We start from the raw sequence: 19,022 nt of genomic DNA, 5'->3' as shown, positions 1-19,022 counted from the left end.
AGCAATGACCATTCCTTCCCCGAAACCGCAGGGCAGCACGCCCCTGTTCGGCACCGTCCTGGTGGCCAACCGCGGCGAGATCGCGTGCCGGGTCATCCGCACCCTGCGGGCGCTGGGCATCCGCTCGGTCGCCGTCTATTCCGACGCCGACGCCGGCGCCCGGCACGTGCGCGAGGCCGACGTCGCCGTCCGGATCGGCCCCGCGGCGGCCACCGAGAGCTACCTCAAGATCGACGCCATCATCCAGGCCTGCCAGGACACCGGCGCAGAGGCCGTGCACCCGGGTTACGGCTTCCTGAGCGAGAACGTCGACTTCGCCCGCGCCCTCGAAAAGGCGGGGATCAAGTTCATCGGTCCCGGCGTCGAATCCCTGAACGTCATGGGCGACAAGATCCGCTCCAAGAACCACGTCACCGGCTACGGGGTCCCCGTGGTCCCGGGCATCGCCGAGCCCGGGATGACGGACGCGCAGCTCATCGAGGCCTCGGCCGGCGTCGGGTTCCCGCTGCTGATCAAGCCCTCGGCCGGGGGCGGCGGCAAGGGCATGCACGTCGTGGACCGCCCGGAGGAGCTGGAGGCCACCCTGGCCACCGCCCGCCGCGTCGCCGCGAGTGCCTTCGGCGACGACACCCTCTTCCTCGAGCGCCTCGTCCTCACCCCGCGGCACATCGAGGTCCAGGTCCTGGCCGACAACCACGGCAACGTCATCCACCTCGGCGAACGCGAATGCTCGCTGCAGCGCCGCCACCAGAAGGTCATCGAGGAAGCGCCGTCCCCGCTGCTGGAATCCCTGCCCGACGGCGAGAGCGTCCGTGCGCGGATCGGCGAGGCCGCCTGCAACGCCGCCCGCAGCGTCAACTACAGCGGCGCCGGCACCGTGGAGTTCCTGGTCTCGGACACTGCGCCGGACGAGTTCTTCTTCATGGAAATGAACACCCGCCTGCAGGTCGAACACCCCGTCACCGAGATGGTCACCGGCGTCGACCTCGTCGAATGGCAGGTGCGGATCGCCGCCGGCGAGGAACTCACCGTGACCCAGGACGACGTCGTGCTCACCGGGCACTCGGTGGAGGCCCGGGTGTATGCCGAAGTTCCGGAGAAGAACTTCCTGCCCTCGACCGGAAGGGTCGTGTTGCTGGACGAAGTGCCCGCTGACTCAGCCGGCCGCGTCCGGGTGGACTCTGCCCTGGTCGAGGGCCTTGAGATCTCCTCCAGCTACGATCCCATGATCGCCAAGGTCATCGCGTGGGGCCACGACCGCACCGCGGCCCTGGACACGCTCGATGAGGCGCTCGCCGGGTACACCGCCCTGGGCGTTGACACCAACGTCGAATACCTCCGCCTCCTGATCAACGACGCCGACGTCCGCGCCGGACGCCTCGACACTGGCCTGATCGAACGCAAGATGCCGGACTTTACCTTCCGCCGGGTGGCCGACTTCGAGCTCGTGGCTGCCGCACTGTTCGCGGCAGCCCGGGAAGGGGAGCAGGACGGGCTCAGTCCCGCGCCGGGGCCGTGGCAACGCAAGGACGGCTGGCGGCCCGGCGAGCACGCACCGCGCCGAATCAGGCTGGGAACGTCCGACGGCGGCGTTGCCACGGTGGCGCTGCGCAGCGCGGCAGCAGGCGGCACGGCCGTTTCGATGGACGGCGGCCCGTGGCGGAGCGCCTCCGCGGACTTCTCCCGCGATCACCGCGCCGAGGTCACCCTGGACGGGGAGTTGAAGAGCTACGCGTTTGCCCCGGTCCATGCCGATCCCGCCGCACCGGGCCGGGACATCCCGACGCCGGGCGAACCCGCCGGGCTCTTCCTGGGCAACGAAGGCTGGTCATGCCGCCTCGAGGTACTCAGCCGCGAGTCGAGGCTGGCCCGGGTGCTCGCCGCCATGGAACGCGAGGAAGGCGCCGCTGATCCGGCGGTGCGCTCGCCGATGCCCGGCACCGTGGTGTCCGTCTCCGTCAGCAACGGCGACACCGTGGAGGCCGGCCAGGTGCTGCTTTCCGTGGAGGCCATGAAGATGGAGCACCAGCTTCTGGCGCCCCTGGACGGCACCGTCCACATCAGCATCACCTCCGGGGACCTCGTGAAGGCGGACCAGGTACTCGCCACGATCCACGCCGCGGAACCGTCCAAGGCCGAGGACACCATCGAGGAAGCCGTCATCGCCATGGGCGCGGCGGACTAACAACCCAGCTTCAGCGACAGACAACAGACGCAGCACAGACAAAGGAGTCATCCCCATGGCAAGTTTTGAACTCAGCGAGGAATACCAGGAGCTCAGCGACACCGTCCGCGAATTCGCCGATCAAGTGGTGGCACCGGTCTCGGCCAAGCACGATGCTGAACACAGTTTCCCTTACGAAGTCGTCTCGCAGATGGCGGACATGGGCCTCTTCGGACTGCCGTTCCCGGAAGAGTTCGGCGGCATGGGCGGAGACTACTTCGCCTTGGCGCTCGCGCTCGAACAACTGGGCCGTGTGGACCAGTCCGTCGCCATCACCCTCGAAGCCGGCGTCTCGCTCGGCGCCATGCCGATCCACCGTTTCGGCAACGAGGCCCAGAAGCAGGAGTGGCTGCCTCTGCTGGCTTCCGGCAAGGCGCTCGCCGGCTTTGGCCTAACGGAGCCGGAAGCGGGCTCGGACGCCAGCGGCACCAAGACCACGGCCCGGGTTGAGGGCGGGGAGTGGATCATCAACGGCAACAAGGAGTTCATCACCAACTCCGGCACGGACATCACCCGCCTTGTCACGGTCACGGCCGTGACCGGCCAGCAGGAACGCCCGGACGGCAGCATCAAGAAGGAAATCTCCACCATCCTGGTGCCAACCAACACTCCGGGCTTCAAGGCGGAGAAGGCCTACAATAAGGTCGGCTGGAATGCCTCGGACACCCACCCCCTGACCCTGGACAACGTCCACGTCCCCGAAGCCAACCTGCTCGGCACCCGGGGCCGCGGCTACGCCAACTTCCTCTCCATCCTTGATGAGGGCCGCATCGCGATCGCAGCCCTGGCGGTCGGCGCGGCCCAGGGGTGCGTTGACCAGTCGGTGAAATACGCCAAGGAACGCAGCGCGTTCGGGCAGAACATCGGCAAGTACCAGGCCATCGCGTTCAAGATCGCCCGCATGCAGGCCCGCGCCCACACAGCCCGCCTGGCGTACTACGACGCGGCCGCCAGGATGCTCGCCGGCAAGCCGTTCAAGACCGAAGCGGCCATCGCTAAGATGGTCGCAGGCGAGGCAGCCATGGACAACGCGCGGGACGCCACCCAGGTGTTCGGCGGCTATGGCTTCATCAACGATTTCACCGTGGCGCGCCACTACCGCGACTCCAAGATCCTTGAAGTGGGCGAGGGCACCACGGAGGTCCAGCTGATGCTGATCGCCCGCGAACTGGGACTGTAGCCGGCCGGAAGGATCGACGATGATTAACAAGGTTGTTGCCAGCGCTGCCGAGGCGGTGGCGGACATTCCCGACGGCGCCTCCCTCGCCGTCGGGGGGTTCGGGCTTTGCGGCATTCCCGTGGCCCTGATCGATGCCCTGCACGCGCACGGTACCAAGGACCTGGAAACCGTCAGCAACAACTGCGGCGTCGACGACTGGGGCCTGGGGATCCTGCTGAAGGACGGCAGGATCCGGCGCACGATCAGCTCCTACGTGGGGGAGAACAAGGAGTTCGCCCGGCAGTACCTCGCCGGCGAACTCGAGGTGGTCCTCACCCCGCAGGGCACGCTGGCGGAAAAGCTGCGTGCCGGCGGGGCGGGCATCCCGGCGTTCTTCACGCCGGCCGGCGTCGGCACCCAGGTCTCCGACGGCGGCCTGCCGCAGAAGTACGACGCTGCGGGCAACATCGCGATCGCCTCCGCGCCGAAGGAAGTCCGCACCTTCAAGGGTGCAGACTACGTCCTCGAGGAGTCCCTGACACCGGACTTCGGGCTGGTCCACGCCTGGAAGGGTGACCGCCACGGAAACCTCGTGTTCCACGCCACCGCGATGAACTTCAACCCGCTGTGCGCAATGGCCGGGAAGATCACCATTGCAGAGATCGAGGAACTCGTGGAACCGGGCGAACTGGATCCGGAACATGTCCACGTCCCCGGCATCTTCGTCCAGCGGGTCGTCCTCGCCCCGCAGGGCGAGAAACGCATCGAAAAGCGGACCATCACAGTGTCCGCGTCCGGCACCGGAGTTCCGGCCGGCGAACAGGCAGGAGCATAGCCGTGGAAACGAACAGCCCGCAGGGCGCGCCGCCGCGTCCCGAAGCCGTCCGGCACGAATACCGCCGGTCCGCCGTCGAACACCCCGAGGGCGTCAGCCCTGACACGAAGGGCTGGACGCGGAACGAACTGGCCGCCCGCGTGGCACGGGAACTGCACAACGGCCAGTACGTCAACCTGGGGATCGGCATGCCCACGCTGATCCCCAACTACATTCCGGCCGGCATCGAGGTGGTGCTGCATTCGGAGAACGGCATCCTGGGCGTCGGGCCCTACCCTCGCGAGGATCAGGTCGATCCGGACCTGATCAACGCCGGCAAGGAAACCGTCACCGTCAACAAGGGCGCCGCGTTCTTCGACTCCGCGGCATCCTTCGGCATGATCCGTGGCGGCCACGTGGATGTCGCCGTGCTCGGCGCCATGGAGGTCGCCGCCAACGGCGACCTGGCCAACTGGATGATCCCGGGCAAGATGGTCAAGGGCATGGGCGGTGCGATGGACCTCGTCTTCGGTGCCAAGAAGGTGATCGTGATGATGGAGCACGTGGACCGGAACGGCAGGCCGAAGATCGTGGAACACTGCACGCTGCCGCTGACGGGCAAAGGCTGCGTGGACCGGATCATCACGGACCTCGCCGTGATCGACATCGTGGCCGAAGGCGGTAAGTCCCGGCTGGTTCTGCGCGAACTTGCCCCCAACGTGACGGCCGAGGACGTCGCCGCGGCAACCGGCGCGGAACTCTTCGAAGAAGACCAGGAACTCACCGTATGACAACGAACCCCGGGCACGCCGCCGAACCCCGCGTCATCGAGCAGCGCGGCCTCTACTTCGACGAACTCGACGAGGACGCCGTCTACGCCCACCGGCCCGGCCGGACCGTGACGGAGACGGACAATGTCCTCTTCACCACCATGACCATGAACACCCAGGCGCTGCACCTCGATGCGGCCTGGAGCGCGGGCCAGCCGTTCGGGCAGCGGCTCATGAACTCGATGTTCACGCTGGCCACCGTGGTGGGCCAGTCCGTGCCCCAGCTGACGCAGGGCACCATTATCGCCCAGCTCGGCCTGACGGATGTGTCCTTCCCGCACCCGCTCTACCACGGGGACACCCTGTATACCGAGACGGTCATCACCGGTAAGCGGCTCTCCGCCTCCCGCCCGGGCCAGGGCGTGGTGACCATGAAGCACACCGGCAGGAACCAGCACGGTGACGTCGTGGCCCTCGCCACGCGCAGCTGCCTGATGTGGACCCGCAAGGCGCACACTGAAGCGCAGAAAGAAACAGCGCAAAAGGGGAGAATAGACACATGAGTTTCCTGATGGGTCCTGCCCTGCTGTTTTGTCCCGCCGACCGCCCCGAGCGTTACCAGAAGGCCGCCGAGCGTTCCGACGCCGTGATCATCGACCTGGAGGACGCCGTCGCCCCGGCCGACAAACAGCGTGCCCGCGGCGCCATCCTCGCGCAGCTCGGCGCCACCGGGGACGTCCCGGAACTGGATCCCAGCCGCACGATCATCAGGGTCAACCCGGCGGGCACGGACGAGTTCGAGAAGGACCTCCACTGCCTCAAGCACACCCCGTACCGCCACCTCATGCTCGCAAAGGCCGAAAGCGCAGCCCAGCTCCGGGAACTGGAGGGCTACGCCGTGATTGCCCTCTGCGAGACGGCTGCGGGGATCCTGAACGCCGCGGCCATCGCCGCCGAACCGAACGTCGTCGGCCTCATGTGGGGCGCCGAGGACCTGCTTGCGTCCCTCGGCGGAACCTCCAGCCGGACCGGGAACGGCGACTACCGCGCGGTCGCGCTGCATGCCCGCTCCACCGTGCTGCTGGCCGCCGGCGCCTTCGGCAAGGAGGCCATCGACTCCGTCTACGTCAACATCCCGGACCTTGACGGGCTGGCACTGGAGGCCCGCGACGCCGTCGCGTCCGGTTTCGCCTCCAAGGCCTGCATCCACCCGAACCAGGTGGCCGTGGTCCGGGACGCCTATGCGCCCTCCGACGCCGAGCTTGCCGCTGCCGCCGAACTCCTCGACGCGGCAGCCGCGGCCGGGTCGGGGGTCTTCCAGTTCAGGGGCAGGATGATCGACGGACCCATCCTGAAGCACGCCGGGTCCACCCTCCGCCGCGCGGGCCGCTAAGCGCCACGCCGCCGTCAGCCCGCCGGCGGCAAGGATGCCGTCAGCCTGGCGGACGCAAGGATGACGGCGGGATCGACTCCTGCAGCAGGATCCGGATCCACCGCTGGCCCGTCTCTCGGAACTCGGCCCTGGTGGAGAATCGGTAGAGGTAGCTGCGGACCCGCACCCAGCGGGGGCGCTCGCCGTCGAACGGATCATCGCGCAACAGCCGCAGCGTGGGCCGGTCCGCCTCCAGCAGCTTGGCCAGGAAGGCGTAGAACCATGCCACGTGTACGGTGCGCAGCGGCAGGAACCACATCAGCCAGTCGAGCCGCAGGTGGTAGGGGGCCCATTGGCGCGGGATGCGGCGGAGATCCCCGGGCTTTCCCCGGAAACGGTACTCGCGCCAGGCCGAGTCGTCGTCCGGGTCCGCCGACAGGGTGCCCTCCACCACGATCTCGATCCGCCTCTTCGTGACCGTGCCGAAGGCGCCGTAGGCGTTGACCAACTGCCAGCGGTTGAAGCTGGCGTTCATCAGCTGATAGTGGGAGAGCAGGTTCTCGACCGGGCGGTAGCTGAGCACCACCAGCAACACGGTGGCGGCCAGGACCACTGCCAGCCACCACAAAGGGGACTGCGCACCCTGGCCGTCCCCGGCCACGGGGACGGCCGGCAGCACCGCGTGCGCCACCGGGTCACTGACTGCCGCAAAGGCCAGCAGGATCGCCATCCAGTTGAGCCAGGCAAAGTTCCCGCTGGCCACGAGCCAGAGCTGGGTGAAGATGATGATCCCCGCCGCGGCGCCGGCCAGCGGCTGCGGGGCAAAGAGGAAGAACGGCACCACCAGCTGGGCGAAATGGTTGCCCAGGACCTCCAGGCGGTGGAAGGACTTCGGCAGCAGATGGGCCTGCCGGCTCAGCGGCCCGGGCATCGGCTGCGTCTCATGGTGGTAGTACAGCGCCGTCAGGTCCCGCCATTCGCGGCCGCCCCGGATCTTGATCATGCCGGCGCCGAATTCCAGGCGGAACACCAGCCACGCCAGCAGGATCAGGATGGTCCGCGGCGGGGGAGTCTGGTCGGAGCCGAGGAAGGCAACCGTGAAACCCGCTTCGAGCAGCAGCATTTCCCAGCCGAAGCCGTAGAACGTCTGTCCCACGTTGACGATCGACATGTACAGCAGCCACAGGGCCAGGGAGGCAAGCAGCGGGACCCACGGCGGCCCGAGCTGGGGGAGTCCCGCGACAAGGGCCGCGGCGATGCCAAGCCCGGCCCAGCACACGCCCCGGAGGAGACGGTCCGAGTAGCGCCACCGGAACAGGGAGGGCCGGCGCAGGCGGCTGAAGCCTTCGAGGAAATCCGGCACCGGAAGCAGCCCGCGCTCGCCGAGCAGGGCGGGGAACTGGTTGAGCGAGGACAGGAACGCCACGAAGTAGAGCAAGGCGACGCCGCGCTGCAGCACCTGCCGGGCGAACTCGTACTCCGGCGCGTCAAACCAGGCCGTCCACTCCACGATCCCCACGTTACGCCTGCCGGCGGGGGCGTCAACGTGCTGCGGCGGTCCGCGAGAACTCACCTCACCCAAGCCGTGCGGGATACTTAAGCCATGCAGCCGCGCAAGATCGTCCTCCTCGGGTCCACCGGTTCCATCGGCACGCAGGCGATGGACGTCGTCGACGGCGCCCCGCACCTTTTTGAGGTCGTGGCACTGAGCGCCGGCGGCGGCAACCTCGAACTCCTGGCGCGGCAGGCCGTGCACACCCGCGCCCAGGCGGTCGGCGTCGCCACCGGGGATGCCTCCGCCCTCCACGGGCTGATTGACGACGCGGCCCGCGCGGCCGGGCTGATCGGCTACCGCCCGGAAATCGTGGCCGGCCCGGACGCGTCGACGCGCATCGCGGAAATCGAGGCCGACGTCGTGCTCAACGGCATCACCGGCTCCATCGGCCTGGCCCCGACCCTGGCCGCCCTCAAATCCGGGGCCACCCTGGCCCTGGCCAACAAGGAATCCCTGATCGTGGGCGGCGCGCTGGTCAAGGCCGCGGCCCGCGAGGGCCAGATCGTCCCGGTGGATTCAGAACACTCCGCGATTGCCCAGTGCCTGCGCTCCGGCACGCCCGCAGAGGTGGACCGGCTGGTCCTGACCGCCTCCGGCGGCCCGTTCCGCGGCAAGACCCGCGAAGAGCTGCACGACGTCTCGCCGCAGGACGCACTCGCGCACCCCACCTGGGACATGGGCCTTATGGTCACCACGAACTCCGCCAGCCTGGTGAACAAGGGCCTGGAAGTCATTGAGGCCCACCTGCTCTTTGACATCCCGCTGGAGAGGATCGACGTCGTCGTCCACCCGCAGTCGGTGGTCCACTCGATGGTCCAGTTCGTCGACGGCTCCACGATCGCCCAGGCCTCCCCGCCGGACATGCGCCTCCCCATCGCCCTGGGCCTCGGCTGGCCCGACCGCGTGCCCCAGGCCGCCCAAGCCTGCGACTGGAGCAAGGCCACCAGCTGGACCTTCGAGCCGCTGGACACCGTGGCGTTCCCCGCCGTCGGCCTCGCGAAGGCTGCCGCACAACGGGGGAGCACCTACCCGGCCGTCTTCAACGCCGCCAACGAGGAGGCCGTGATGGCGTTCCACGCCGGCCGCATCCGCTTCATGGACATCGTGGATACGATCGAAGCCGTACTCAGCGAACACACAGGATCCTCCGGGCTGACGGTGGAGTCCGTGCTGGATGCTGAACGGTGGGCACGCGCCCGCACCCACGAACGTTTAGCCGTCAAGAGCGTCTAGGAAGCAGCAGATCAACGCATGAGCCCCGTCCTCCTCTTTATTCTCGGTGTCGTCTTCGTGGCGATCGGCATCGCCGTGTCCATAGCCCTGCATGAGGTGGGGCACCTGCTGCCGGCCAAGCTCTTCAAGGTCCGGGTGACCAAGTACATGATCGGCTTCGGACCGACCCTCTGGTCCACGCGCCGGGGCGAGACCGAATACGGCTTCAAGGCCATCCCGCTGGGCGGCTACGTCTCCATGATCGGCATGTACCCGCCGAACAAAGAGGACGGGACGGTCCGGCCGTCCAGCACCGGCATGTTCCAGTCCCTCGCCTCCGACGCCCGGTCCCTGGCCCACGAGGAAGTCGGCCCCGAGGACGGGAACCGTGTTTTCTACCGGCTGGCGGTCTGGAAGAAAGTCATCATCATGCTGGGCGGGCCGGCCATGAACGTGCTGATCGGCGTTGTGCTGACGGCCGTGCTGCTCATGGGGTTCGGCGTTGCGGCGCAGACCACCACCATCGCCGATGTCTCCAAGTGCCAGGTCAAGGCGGGGGAGACCGTTGACCCGAATTCCGCGGACTGCAAGCTCACCCCCGCGGCCGCCGCCGGGCTGAAGCCGAACGACGTCATCACCTCCTTTGACGGCAAGGCCGTCACCAGCTGGGACGAACTCACCGGCTGGATCCGTGCGTCGGCGGGCAAGCAAGTCAGCATTACGGTGACGCGCGACGGCGCTTCCGTCACCGGCACTGTCACCCCGGTACTTTCCTCGCGTCCGGTGATTGGTGCCGACGGCCGCCAGACCAAGGATTCCGGCGGAAAGCTCCAGTACCAGGACGTCGGGTTCCTGGGCATCGGCGCCCAGACGGCCCTCGTCCCGCAGCCGGCGTCGGCGGTGCTGCCGATGGCAGGGGAAAACATCAAGCAGGTGGCCGGCGTGATCGTGAACCTGCCCGCCCGCGTATCGGGTGTGGCGAAAGCGGCGTTCAGCGAGGAGCCCCGGGACCCCAACGGCCCCATCAGCGTGGTGGGCGTCGGCCGCGTGGCCGGTGAGGTCGCCGCCATGGAGGACGTTCCGCTGCAGTCGCGGTTTGCCGCCCTGGTGGGACTGCTGGCCGGCCTCAACTTCGCCCTGGCCGTCTTCAACCTCGTACCGCTGCTGCCGCTCGACGGCGGCCATGTGGCCGGAGCGCTGTATGAGGGGGCCCGGCGCCGGATTGCCAAGCTGTTCGGCCGCCCCGATCCAGGTGCCTTCGACATCGCCAAGATGCTCCCGGTGACCTACGTCGTGGCTGTGCTGCTGATGGGCATGAGCGCGCTGCTGATCTACGCGGACATCGTCAAACCCGTCAACCTCTTCGGCTGAGCCCCCGGCCCTTGGTCCGGGCTTCCGTTCGTTGGCCCGAGGGGGTGGCTGACCGGGCGCTTATCCCCGCGGTCCGGGGGCACTTTTGCCGCGGACCGGCGTCGAAATCTGCGACGGCGCCCGGCGTTTCGTGTCAAAGTGCCCCCGGACGGCGCCGGGTATGCCCGGACGGCCAGATGCCCCCAGCAAGGCGGTCCAACCGGATAGCACTGATTCATCGTTATTAGCTTATTTCGGCTGACTTTCACTAATCAGTTGAAAACGATTGATTTATCAAAATAGACCTCCTAGGGTTGACCTATGTACGTCATGACCATCGACCAGCGCGGCAGCACTTCCGACGTCGACCGCGTTCCCGGCCTGCTCTCCGACCTGGCTACGCTCTCCACCGCCGGCCGCTTCGAGCGCTCCGTCGGCGACGAGGTCCAAGGCGTGGTTGAACGCCCGGACGAAGTGGTCGAAATCGCCCTGCACGCCCTGCGCAGCGGCCGCTGGTACGTCGGGATCGGTGTGGGAGCCGTAGACGAGCCGCTGCCGGCCAGCCCCCGGGAAGGTTCCGGGCCCGCCTTCGTGGCTGCCCGGCTGGCCGTGGACCGGGCCAAGTCCGCCGCCGCGCATGTGCCGCTCTCCGTGATTGCCGGCGGTCCGGGACGGGCAGGGGCGCCGCCCTCTGCCCCAACGGCGGAGGACGGCCCTGCGCGCGGACCGGGCGAAGGATCGGCGGGAAGCAGGGCATGTGCCAATGCCGAGGCCGTGCTCCGGCTGATCGGACGGCTGGTCCAGGACCGGACCGCGGCGCAATGGAAGGTGGTCGATGAGCTGCGCTCGGTGCAGCACGGCCACTCCGGCACGCACGGGACGCAGAAAATCGCGGCCCGGAAACTCGGAATCACGGAGCAGTCGGTGAGCCGTGCGCTGCTGCGGTCGGGCTGGCAGGAAGAATGGGCGGCAAGGCCGGCTGCGGAAATGCTGCTGGCACTGGCCCACGGCCTGGTCACGGGCACGGACGGTTTGGCGGATGCGGATGCTGGCAATCGCGGCGCCGGCACCCCGCGCCCCCGGGTCAACAGCGCGGAAGGAAACAGGTGAACGTCCTCTGGATCACCCTGGCACTGCTCATCGCCGGCTTTGCCGGCTGGCCGGTCACGGCCCTGGTCTTCCGGCTGGCCCGGACCATCGACGACAGGGCCGACGCTGCCGACGCTGCCGTCGTTGACGCCGCGGAGGACCCCTCGGCCGACGTCACCGTTGACCCCGGGTCCCCGCAAACCGTATCGCAGGCGGACCCGCCGTCGGAAGCCCGGCCGGAGCCGGCGGCTGAGTCGACCGACGCTGCCAGTGCACGCATCCTGCGGGGCGGCGCGATCATCGGTGTCCTCGAGCGGCTGGCGGTCTGCTTCGCCATCCTCGCCGGACAGCCCGTGGCCATTGCCTACGTGGTGGCCATCAAGGGTCTTGGCCGTTTCGCCGAACTGAAGGCCACACCGGTGGCGGCCGAACGGTTCATCATCGGAACTCTCGCGTCGATGCTGTGGGCAGCAGGTATCGCGGGGCTGGCCAAGGTTCTCTTCCCCGGCTGAGCGCTCCAACGTGGCCCGGATGGGAACCGGGCAGGCAGGGAGATAGTGTATCCGTATGACTGTTTTTGCTGTGGAGTACGTTTACGACGCCGAATCTTCCGAGGCCCGCGACGCCAGCCGCCCTGCGCACCGCGAATGGACTGCGGGACTTGCCCAGGACGGCGCGCTGCTCGCCAGCGGCCCCTATGGGGACGGCGCCGGCGCCCTCCTGATCTTCAAGGCAGCCGATGAGACGGCCCTGAACGAGCTCCTCAAGCAGGACCCGTTCGCGGCAGCCGGCGCGATTTCCGGCACACGCACCACCGTGTGGGCACCCGTGACCGGCCTCCTGGCCGAGCACGCCGCGTAGCCTTTACCCCCTTACAGACCTTCGATACTTCGATATTAGGAGTCCATGTGACCTCGGTCAGCCTGGGAATGCCGTCAGCGCCGCCGCCCGTCCTTGCCCCCCGCAGGAAAACGCGGCAGATCAAGGTGGGTTCCGTCGGCGTCGGCTCCGATTCCCCGATCAGCGTCCAGTCGATGACCACGACGCCCACCACCGACATCAACGCCACCCTGCAGCAGATCGCCGAACTCACGGCCTCCGGCTGCGACATCGTTCGCGTAGCCTGCCCGTCTGCTGACGACGCGGCGGCGCTGCCGATCATTGCCAGGAAGTCCCAAATCCCCGTGATTGCGGACATTCACTTCCAGCCGAAGTACGTCTTCGCCGCCATCGAGGCGGGCTGCGCCGCTGTGCGCGTGAACCCCGGCAACATCCGCAAGTTCGATGACCAGGTCAAGGAAATCGCCCGCGCGGCCAAGGACCACGGCACTTCGATCCGGATCGGCGTCAACGCCGGTTCGCTTGAGCCCGGCATCCTGAAGAAATACGGCAAGGCCACCCCGGAAGCGCTGGTGGAATCCGCCGTCTGGGAAGCGTCCCTGTTTGAGGAACACGGCTTCCACGACTTCAAGATCTCGGTCAAGCATAATGACCCGGTCATCATGGTCGCCGCGTACGAGATGCTGGCAGAAAAGGGCGACTGGCCGCTGCACCTCGGCGTCACTGAGGCCGGACCGGCGTTCCAGGGCACCATCAAGTCCGCCACGGCGTTCGGCGCCCTGCTCTCCCGCGGCATCGGCGACACCATCCGCGTCTCCCTCTCCGCGCCGCCGGTGGAGGAAATCAAGGTGGGCAACCAGATCCTGCAGTCGCTCAACCTGCGCCCGCGCAAGCTGGAGATTGTCTCCTGCCCGTCCTGCGGCCGCGCCCAGGTGGACGTCTACACGCTCGCCGAGCAGGTCACCGCGGGACTCGAAGGCATGGAGATCCCCCTGCGGGTCGCGGTCATGGGCTGCGTCGTGAACGGCCCGGGCGAGGCCCGTGAAGCGGACCTCGGCGTGGCGTCCGGCAACGGCAAGGGCCAGATCTTCGTGCGGGGCGAGGTCATCAAGACTGTCCCCGAGGACCAGATTGTTGAGACACTGATCGAAGAGGCCATGCGTATCGCTGAAGAGATGGGGGAGGCCGATGGCGAAGATGCTGTCAAGGGTAGCCCCGTGGTTAGCGTCTCGTAGGGACGGCGCCGCTTCCGGCGTCACAGTCCGTGTTCTGGGGAGCTCGGACACCGCACAGTTGCTGGCACTGGCCGGGCAGGACGCCGTCGCCAATGTCTTCATCCTGTCCCATCTGGAGACCGCCGGGACGGCGTCCCCGACGACCGGGGGCGCCAACATCCTCGGCGTGTTCGACGGCGGCGCCCTCATCGGTGCGTGCTGGGCCGGCGCGAACCTGGTCCCGGTGCAACTGGACCCGGAATTCGCGGGGCTCGTTGCCATGGCTGCCCACCGGTCGGGGCGCCGCTACGCCTCGGTCTTCGGCCCTGCGGAAACGGTGATGGCCATCTACGCCGCGCAGGAACAGCTCGGCCAGACGGCGCACGAAGTCCGCGACGACCAGCCACTGATGACCATCACGGGGCCGCCCGCAGTCCGGCCGAACGCGGCCTTGGGGTTTGGCGACCTCGCGGACTTCGACAAGATCCTGCCTGCATGTGCTGCGATGTTCGAGGAAGAAGTCGGCTACTCGCCCTACCTTGGCGGGAGGGAATACTACAGCCGCCGCGTGAAGGCACTGATCCGCCAGGGACACTCGCTCGTGCACCTGAACCAGGCCGGCGAGGTCGTCTTCAAGGCCGAACTCGGGGCCGTGACACCGGAGGTCACACAGATCCAGGGCGTCTGGATGAACCCCGAATTCCGCGGCCTGGGACTCAGCGCAGGCTATATGGCCGCCGTCGTGGTCCAGGCCCAGACCCTTGCCCCCGTCACGAGCCTCTACGTCAACGGCTTCAACGCCAAGGCCCGGGCCACCTACGAACGGGTGGGGTTCCACCAGGTGGGCACGTTCGCCACGGTCCTTTTCTGACTGCGGCGGAAAAGTAACCGGATGCGAACTCTTGTTTCCGGGGCGCGCGTCACATAGATTCTTCCTAGCCGTGTCGCGTGGGCGCGTGCGGTCCCGGAAATTCTCCAGGGCTGGACACGCCCGTTATGGCACCACCAAGTAGCTCACAGCCGGAGATCCGGCGGTACTGGGGGCCGCAGAGCCACGCCATGACAGGATGACCAGCCGGAAACGGCCAGGGGCTTCCACCCGCCATGGCGTGGCTCTTCTGCATCCGGGAAAGGTCCGGACGGGCGGCCAGGGGAGGGTCCGGGCTCCGCCCCGGCGGTCGGAAGGCGGATTCTTGGCGGTAGATTAGTACCTGGACGTTTTCCCCGGTTCTTGCCGGTTTTCCCAGTTTTGCCCGCACTTCCCCAGAAACGGATACCCCACCTGTGGTCCTTCGACTCTCCAAGCTGTTCCTGCGCACCCTCCGTGAAGATCCTGCCGATGCCGAGGTGGCCAGCCACCGGCTCCTGGTCCGGGCCGGATACATCCGGCGCGCCGCTCCGGGCATCTACACGTGGCTGCCGCTGGGGCTGAGCGTGCTGCGCAAGGTGGAGCAGGTCATACGCGAGGAAATGTCCGCCATCGGGGCGCAGGAAGTGCACTTCCCGGCCCTGCTGCCCAAGGAACCCTACGAGGCCACCAACCGCTGGACCGAGTACGGCGAGGGCATCTTCCGGCTCAAGGACCGCAAGGGCAACGACTACCTCCTGGCGCCGACCCACGAGGAAATGTTCACGCTGCTGGTCAAGGACCTGTACTCCTCCTACAAGGACCTGCCGCTGAGCATTTACCAGATCCAGAACAAGTACCGCGATGAGGCCCGTCCCCGGGCCGGCCTGCTGCGCGGCCGCGAGTTCATCATGAAGGATTCCTACTCCTTCGACGTCGACGACGCCGGGCTGGACGCCAGCTACGCGGCGCACCGCGGGGCCTACCTGAAGATCTTCGAACGCCTCGGCCTTGAGGTCCTTCCGGTGAAAGCCACCGCAGGCGCCATGGGCGGGTCCAAGAGCGAGGAATTCCTGCACCCCACCGAGATCGGCGAGGACACGTTCGTGCGCTCCGCCGGCGGCTACGCGGCCAACGTCGAGGCCGTCACAACGGTCGTGCCCGCGGACATTGACTTCAGCAATGCCCCGGCCGCGGAGGTCCGCGATACCCCGGACACGCCGACCATTGACACCCTTGTCGACGCCGCCAATGCCATCGTTCCCCGTGCCGGGGCCGCCGGAGGTGCCTGGACCGCCGCCGACACTTTGAAAAACGTCGTGCTCGCCGTGACGCTGCCGACCGGCGAACGCCAGATCGTCGTCATCGGCCTGCCCGGTGACCGTGCCGTGGACCTCAAGAGGGTCGAAGCGAACATCGGATCCTTCCTCCCGATGGCCGGCGAGATCACCCTCGAAGCCGCCGGCGAGGACGACCTGAAGAAGCACCCCCTCATCGTCAAGGGCTACCTCGGACCCGGTCTGTCCCTCGACGCGCCCTTGCTGGGCACCGAGGGCGCCGCCAAACTGCTCTACCTCGTCGATCCCCGCGTGGTCAGCGGCACCACCTGGATCACGGGCGCCAACGTGGCCGGCAAGCACGTCTTTGGGCTCGTCGCGGGCCGCGACTTTGGCTGGGACGGCGTCATCGAGTGCACCGAGGTGCGCGCCGGCGACGAGGCCCCTGACGGTTCCGGCCCGCTGGAAACGGCCCGCGGCATCGAAATGGGCCACATCTTCCAGCTCGGCCGCAAGTACGCGGAAGCCCTGGACTTGAAGGTCCTGGACCAGAACGGCAAGCAGGTCGTCGTCACGATGGGCTCCTACGGGGTGGGCGTGACCCGTGCCGTGGCTGCCCTGGCCGAGTCCAACCACGACGACAGGGGCCTCGTCTGGCCGCGCGCCGTCGCCCCTGCAGATGTCCACGTCGTGGCCGTCGGCCGCGGCGAGGAGATCTTCGCCGCAGCGGAGAAGCTGTCCCTGGAACTCGAAGCCGCCGGCCTCGAGGTTATCTACGACGACCGCCCCAAGGTTTCCCCGGGCGTGAAGTTCGGCGACGCTGAGCTCGTCGGAGTGCCCACCATCCTCGCCGTCGGGCGCGGGCTGGTGGACGGCGTCGTGGAGATCAAGGACCGCCGCAGCGGGAATGCCGAGAACGTGGCTGTGGAGAAGGCTGTTGACTACGTAGTCAACGCCGTCCGCAACAGCTGACCCGCTACCCATCCCAGACGTGATTTCCGGACTGGAGTCGATCCAGCTCAGCACCGTCATCCTCATCGTGGTGGCCGGCTTCGCGGCCGGCTGGGTGGACGCAGTCGTCGGCGGCGGGGGACTGATCCAGCTCCCCGCGATGCTCCTGGTGCCGGGCATCAGCCCGGTGCAGGCGCTGGCCACCAACAAGATGGGGTCCATCTTCGGCACCACGACCAGCGGGGTAACCTACTACGGCCGCGTCCGACCGGATCTGCGCACCGCCGTGCCCATGGCGGTGATTGCCCTGGCCGGCAGCTTCGGCGGGGCGGTGATAGCGGCCACCCTGCCGTCGAGTGTGTTCAAACCGATCATCGTTGCGGCGCTGGTTGCCGTCGCGCTGTTCACGGCCTTCCGGCCCAACGTCGGTGAGCTGACCAAGCTGCGCCATGACGGCCATCGCCACTATGTGGTCGCCTGCCTCATTGGTGCCGTGATCGGTTTCTATGACGGCCTGATCGGTCCGGGAACGGGCTCGTTCCTGATCATCGCCCTCGTCTCCGCCATGGGCTACGCCTTCCTCGAGGCCAGCGCCAAAGCCAAGATCGTCAACATGGCCACGAACGCCGGCGCCCTGCTGTTCTTCCTGCCGCACGGCTCGTTGCTTTGGGGGCTCGGACTCATGCTCGGGCTGGCCAACATGGCCGGCGGCTACCTGGGTGCCCGGACAGCCGTCAAGCAGGGCAGCCGCTTCATCCGGATCGTGTTCCTGGTGGTTGTGGGGGCGCTCATCCTCAAGCTCGGCTCCGACGTCTGGCAGGACAACTTCGCCTAGCGATCCCGAAGACGGCAGGGGCTCCCGGTCTCGAAGCCGCCGGCGTAGCATGCAGCTATGTCAGCAGGTGAGGAACTTTACGGGGATGCCCTGGAGGCAGCGGCCGGACACGCACGCCGGTGGCTCGAGAGCCAGGGAACGCGCCATATAGGGCCGCAGGTCACAGCGGCGGAGCTTGCCGCGGACTTCGGCGGTCCACTTCCCGGCGGGGGGATGCCTGCCGCGGAGGTGGTGGACTATCTCGCGGCCAAAGCGGAGCCCGGCCTGATGGCCATGCCATCGGGCCGTTTCTTCGGGTGGGTCATCGGGGGCACCCTGCCGGCAGCCCTCGCAGCCGACTGGCTGGTCAGCGCGTGGGACCAGAACGCGGTGCTCCGCTACGCGTCCCCTGCCGCGGCGGCCATCGAAGAAGCAGCCGGACAGTGGCTTCTTGAACTGCTCGGACTCCCGGCAGAGTCCGACGTCGGATTCACCACCGGCGCGACAATGGCAAACTTCGCCGGACTCGCAGCAGCGCGCTGGCGCCTCATGTCCGACGCCGGCTGGGATCTCGACCGCGACGGCCTGTCCGGCGCGCCCCGCATCCACTGCTTCGTGGGCCAGGAACGGCACGATTCGGTGGACCTCGCCCTGCGGTACCTGGGACTGGGCCGGCCCGCGGCGGTCCCGGCCGACCGGCAGGGGCGCATCATCCCGGCGGAGCTGGACTGCGCGCTGGACCTCGCGCTGGGCTTAGCGGACGGACCAGGTCCGGCCCCGGCGCTCGTGTGCCTGCAGGCCGGCAACCTGCATTCGGGCGCATTCGATCCGTTCGCCGAGGCGATCGCCGTCGCCAGGGCGCACGGCGCCTGGGTGCACGTTGACGGTGCCTTCGGGCTCTGGGCGGCAGCCGTCCCGGAACTCTCGGCCCTCACCGCCGGGCTCAGCCTGGCTGACTCCTGGGGGACGGACGCGCACAAGACCCTCAACGTCCCCTACGACTCCGGCATCGCAGTGGTCCGGGATGCCCAGGCACTGCGCTCGGCTAGGGGGGTGCACACCAGTTACCTGATCGAAGCCGGGGACAAAGCGGGTGATCCGCACGAAAAGGTCCCGGAGCTCTCACGGCGGGCGCGCGGGGTGCCGGTATGGGCGGCGATGAAATCGCTTGGCAGGGAGGGCATCACGGCCCAGGTCCGTCAACTGGTCCGGCGGGCCTCGCAACTGGCGGAGCAGCTCTCCACCCTGGACGGCGTCGAGGTGCTCAACGACGTGGACTACACCCAGGTGTCGCTCGCCTTCGGCGACGACGCCCTGACGCGGGCCGTGACGGAAAGGATCATCGGCGACGGCCGGGTATGGATGTCAGGCTCACACTGGCAGGACCGCGACATCCTTCGGATTTCGGTCAGCAACTGGAGCACGGACGACGATGACGTGGCAGTCGCCGTCGGCGCGGTCCGGGACGCCCTGGCCGCGGTGCGGGGCTGAGGCCCGGAAGGCATCACAGGGGAAGCGCCCCGGCGCGCTTGCG

17 protein-coding genes are annotated in these 19,022 nt (G+C 68.0%); 16 read left to right on the top strand and 1 reads right to left on the bottom strand.

Annotation, left to right across the window (positions count from 1 at the left end; all coding sequences use genetic code 11):
• Positions 1-4: 4 nt before the first annotated feature.
• From AC1DES_RS07570 to AC1DES_RS07545, 6 genes are read left to right on the top strand one after another with little or no spacing between them, the layout of a single operon-like run.
• Complete coding sequence (locus tag AC1DES_RS07570) at positions 5-2,185, top strand: acetyl/propionyl/methylcrotonyl-CoA carboxylase subunit alpha (protein WP_476895086.1); 2,181 nt, start codon at positions 5-7, stop codon at positions 2,183-2,185.
• 55 nt (positions 2,186-2,240) lie between these two features.
• Positions 2,241-3,404 carry an acyl-CoA dehydrogenase family protein gene (locus tag AC1DES_RS07565; protein ID WP_476895085.1) on the top strand — a complete coding sequence of 388 codons (1,164 nt, stop codon included), beginning with the start codon at positions 2,241-2,243 and terminating at the stop codon, positions 3,402-3,404.
• 19 nt (positions 3,405-3,423) lie between these two features.
• A complete protein-coding gene (locus tag AC1DES_RS07560) occupies positions 3,424-4,218 on the top strand; it encodes a CoA transferase subunit A (protein WP_476895084.1) in 795 nt (264 codons plus the stop codon).
• Between the two features lie 2 nt (positions 4,219-4,220).
• Entirely contained in the window at positions 4,221-4,988 is a 768-nt protein-coding gene (locus tag AC1DES_RS07555; RefSeq protein WP_476895083.1) for a CoA transferase subunit B, read from the top strand.
• Complete coding sequence (locus tag AC1DES_RS07550) at positions 4,985-5,530, top strand: MaoC family dehydratase (protein WP_476895082.1); 546 nt, start codon at positions 4,985-4,987, stop codon at positions 5,528-5,530. The genes AC1DES_RS07555 and AC1DES_RS07550 overlap by 4 nt, the downstream gene beginning before the upstream one ends.
• Positions 5,527-6,360, top strand: coding sequence for an HpcH/HpaI aldolase/citrate lyase family protein (locus tag AC1DES_RS07545; RefSeq protein WP_476895081.1), 834 nt, complete (start codon positions 5,527-5,529; stop codon positions 6,358-6,360). The genes AC1DES_RS07550 and AC1DES_RS07545 overlap by 4 nt, the downstream gene beginning before the upstream one ends.
• 40 nt (positions 6,361-6,400) lie before the next feature.
• Here AC1DES_RS07545 and AC1DES_RS07540 read toward each other — a convergent pair whose 3' ends face one another.
• Positions 6,401-7,849 carry a lipase maturation factor family protein gene (locus AC1DES_RS07540; RefSeq protein ID WP_476895080.1) on the bottom strand — a complete coding sequence of 483 codons (1,449 nt, stop codon included), beginning with the start codon at positions 7,847-7,849 and terminating at the stop codon, positions 6,401-6,403.
• Positions 7,850-7,942: 93 nt separating this feature from the next.
• Here AC1DES_RS07540 and dxr point away from each other — a divergent pair, with 93 nt between their 5' ends.
• From dxr to AC1DES_RS07490, 10 genes are all read left to right on the top strand, one after another.
• Positions 7,943-9,127: a 1-deoxy-D-xylulose-5-phosphate reductoisomerase gene (gene dxr / locus AC1DES_RS07535; protein ID WP_476895079.1), complete on the top strand. Its 1,185-nt coding sequence runs from the start codon at positions 7,943-7,945 to the stop codon at positions 9,125-9,127.
• A gap of 18 nt (positions 9,128-9,145) precedes the next feature.
• The gene (locus AC1DES_RS07530; RefSeq protein ID WP_476895078.1) at positions 9,146-10,477 is read left to right on the top strand and encodes a M50 family metallopeptidase; all 1,332 of its coding nucleotides are present in this window, start codon (positions 9,146-9,148) and stop codon (positions 10,475-10,477) included.
• Positions 10,478-10,777: 300 nt separating this feature from the next.
• A complete protein-coding gene (locus AC1DES_RS07525) occupies positions 10,778-11,566 on the top strand; it encodes a MarR family transcriptional regulator (RefSeq protein ID WP_476895077.1) in 789 nt (262 codons plus the stop codon).
• Positions 11,563-12,057, top strand: coding sequence for a hypothetical protein (locus AC1DES_RS07520; protein ID WP_476895076.1), 495 nt, complete (start codon positions 11,563-11,565; stop codon positions 12,055-12,057). The genes AC1DES_RS07525 and AC1DES_RS07520 overlap by 4 nt, the downstream gene beginning before the upstream one ends.
• A gap of 55 nt (positions 12,058-12,112) precedes the next feature.
• Entirely contained in the window at positions 12,113-12,406 is a 294-nt protein-coding gene (locus AC1DES_RS07515; protein ID WP_476895075.1) for a YciI family protein, read from the top strand.
• 47 nt (positions 12,407-12,453) lie between these two features.
• Positions 12,454-13,620, top strand: coding sequence for a flavodoxin-dependent (E)-4-hydroxy-3-methylbut-2-enyl-diphosphate synthase (gene ispG, locus AC1DES_RS07510; RefSeq protein WP_476895074.1), 1,167 nt, complete (start codon positions 12,454-12,456; stop codon positions 13,618-13,620).
• Entirely contained in the window at positions 13,583-14,470 is an 888-nt protein-coding gene (locus tag AC1DES_RS07505) for a GNAT family N-acetyltransferase (protein WP_476895181.1), read from the top strand. Before ispG ends, AC1DES_RS07505 begins: the two co-directional genes overlap by 38 nt.
• Positions 14,471-14,883: 413 nt before the next feature.
• Positions 14,884-16,695 carry a proline--tRNA ligase gene (locus AC1DES_RS07500; RefSeq protein WP_476895073.1) on the top strand — a complete coding sequence of 604 codons (1,812 nt, stop codon included), beginning with the start codon at positions 14,884-14,886 and terminating at the stop codon, positions 16,693-16,695.
• A gap of 19 nt (positions 16,696-16,714) precedes the next feature.
• The gene (locus AC1DES_RS07495) at positions 16,715-17,509 is read left to right on the top strand and encodes a sulfite exporter TauE/SafE family protein (RefSeq protein ID WP_476895072.1); all 795 of its coding nucleotides are present in this window, start codon (positions 16,715-16,717) and stop codon (positions 17,507-17,509) included.
• A gap of 57 nt (positions 17,510-17,566) precedes the next feature.
• The gene (locus AC1DES_RS07490; RefSeq protein ID WP_476895071.1) at positions 17,567-18,979 is read left to right on the top strand and encodes a pyridoxal phosphate-dependent decarboxylase family protein; all 1,413 of its coding nucleotides are present in this window, start codon (positions 17,567-17,569) and stop codon (positions 18,977-18,979) included.
• Positions 18,980-19,022: the final 43 nt, after the last annotated feature.

It is taken from the genome of Arthrobacter sp. 05T442, from assembly GCF_056395945.1.
The sequence above is the reverse complement of the archived record's forward strand: the minus strand, read 5'-3'. Positions and strand labels throughout refer to the sequence as shown.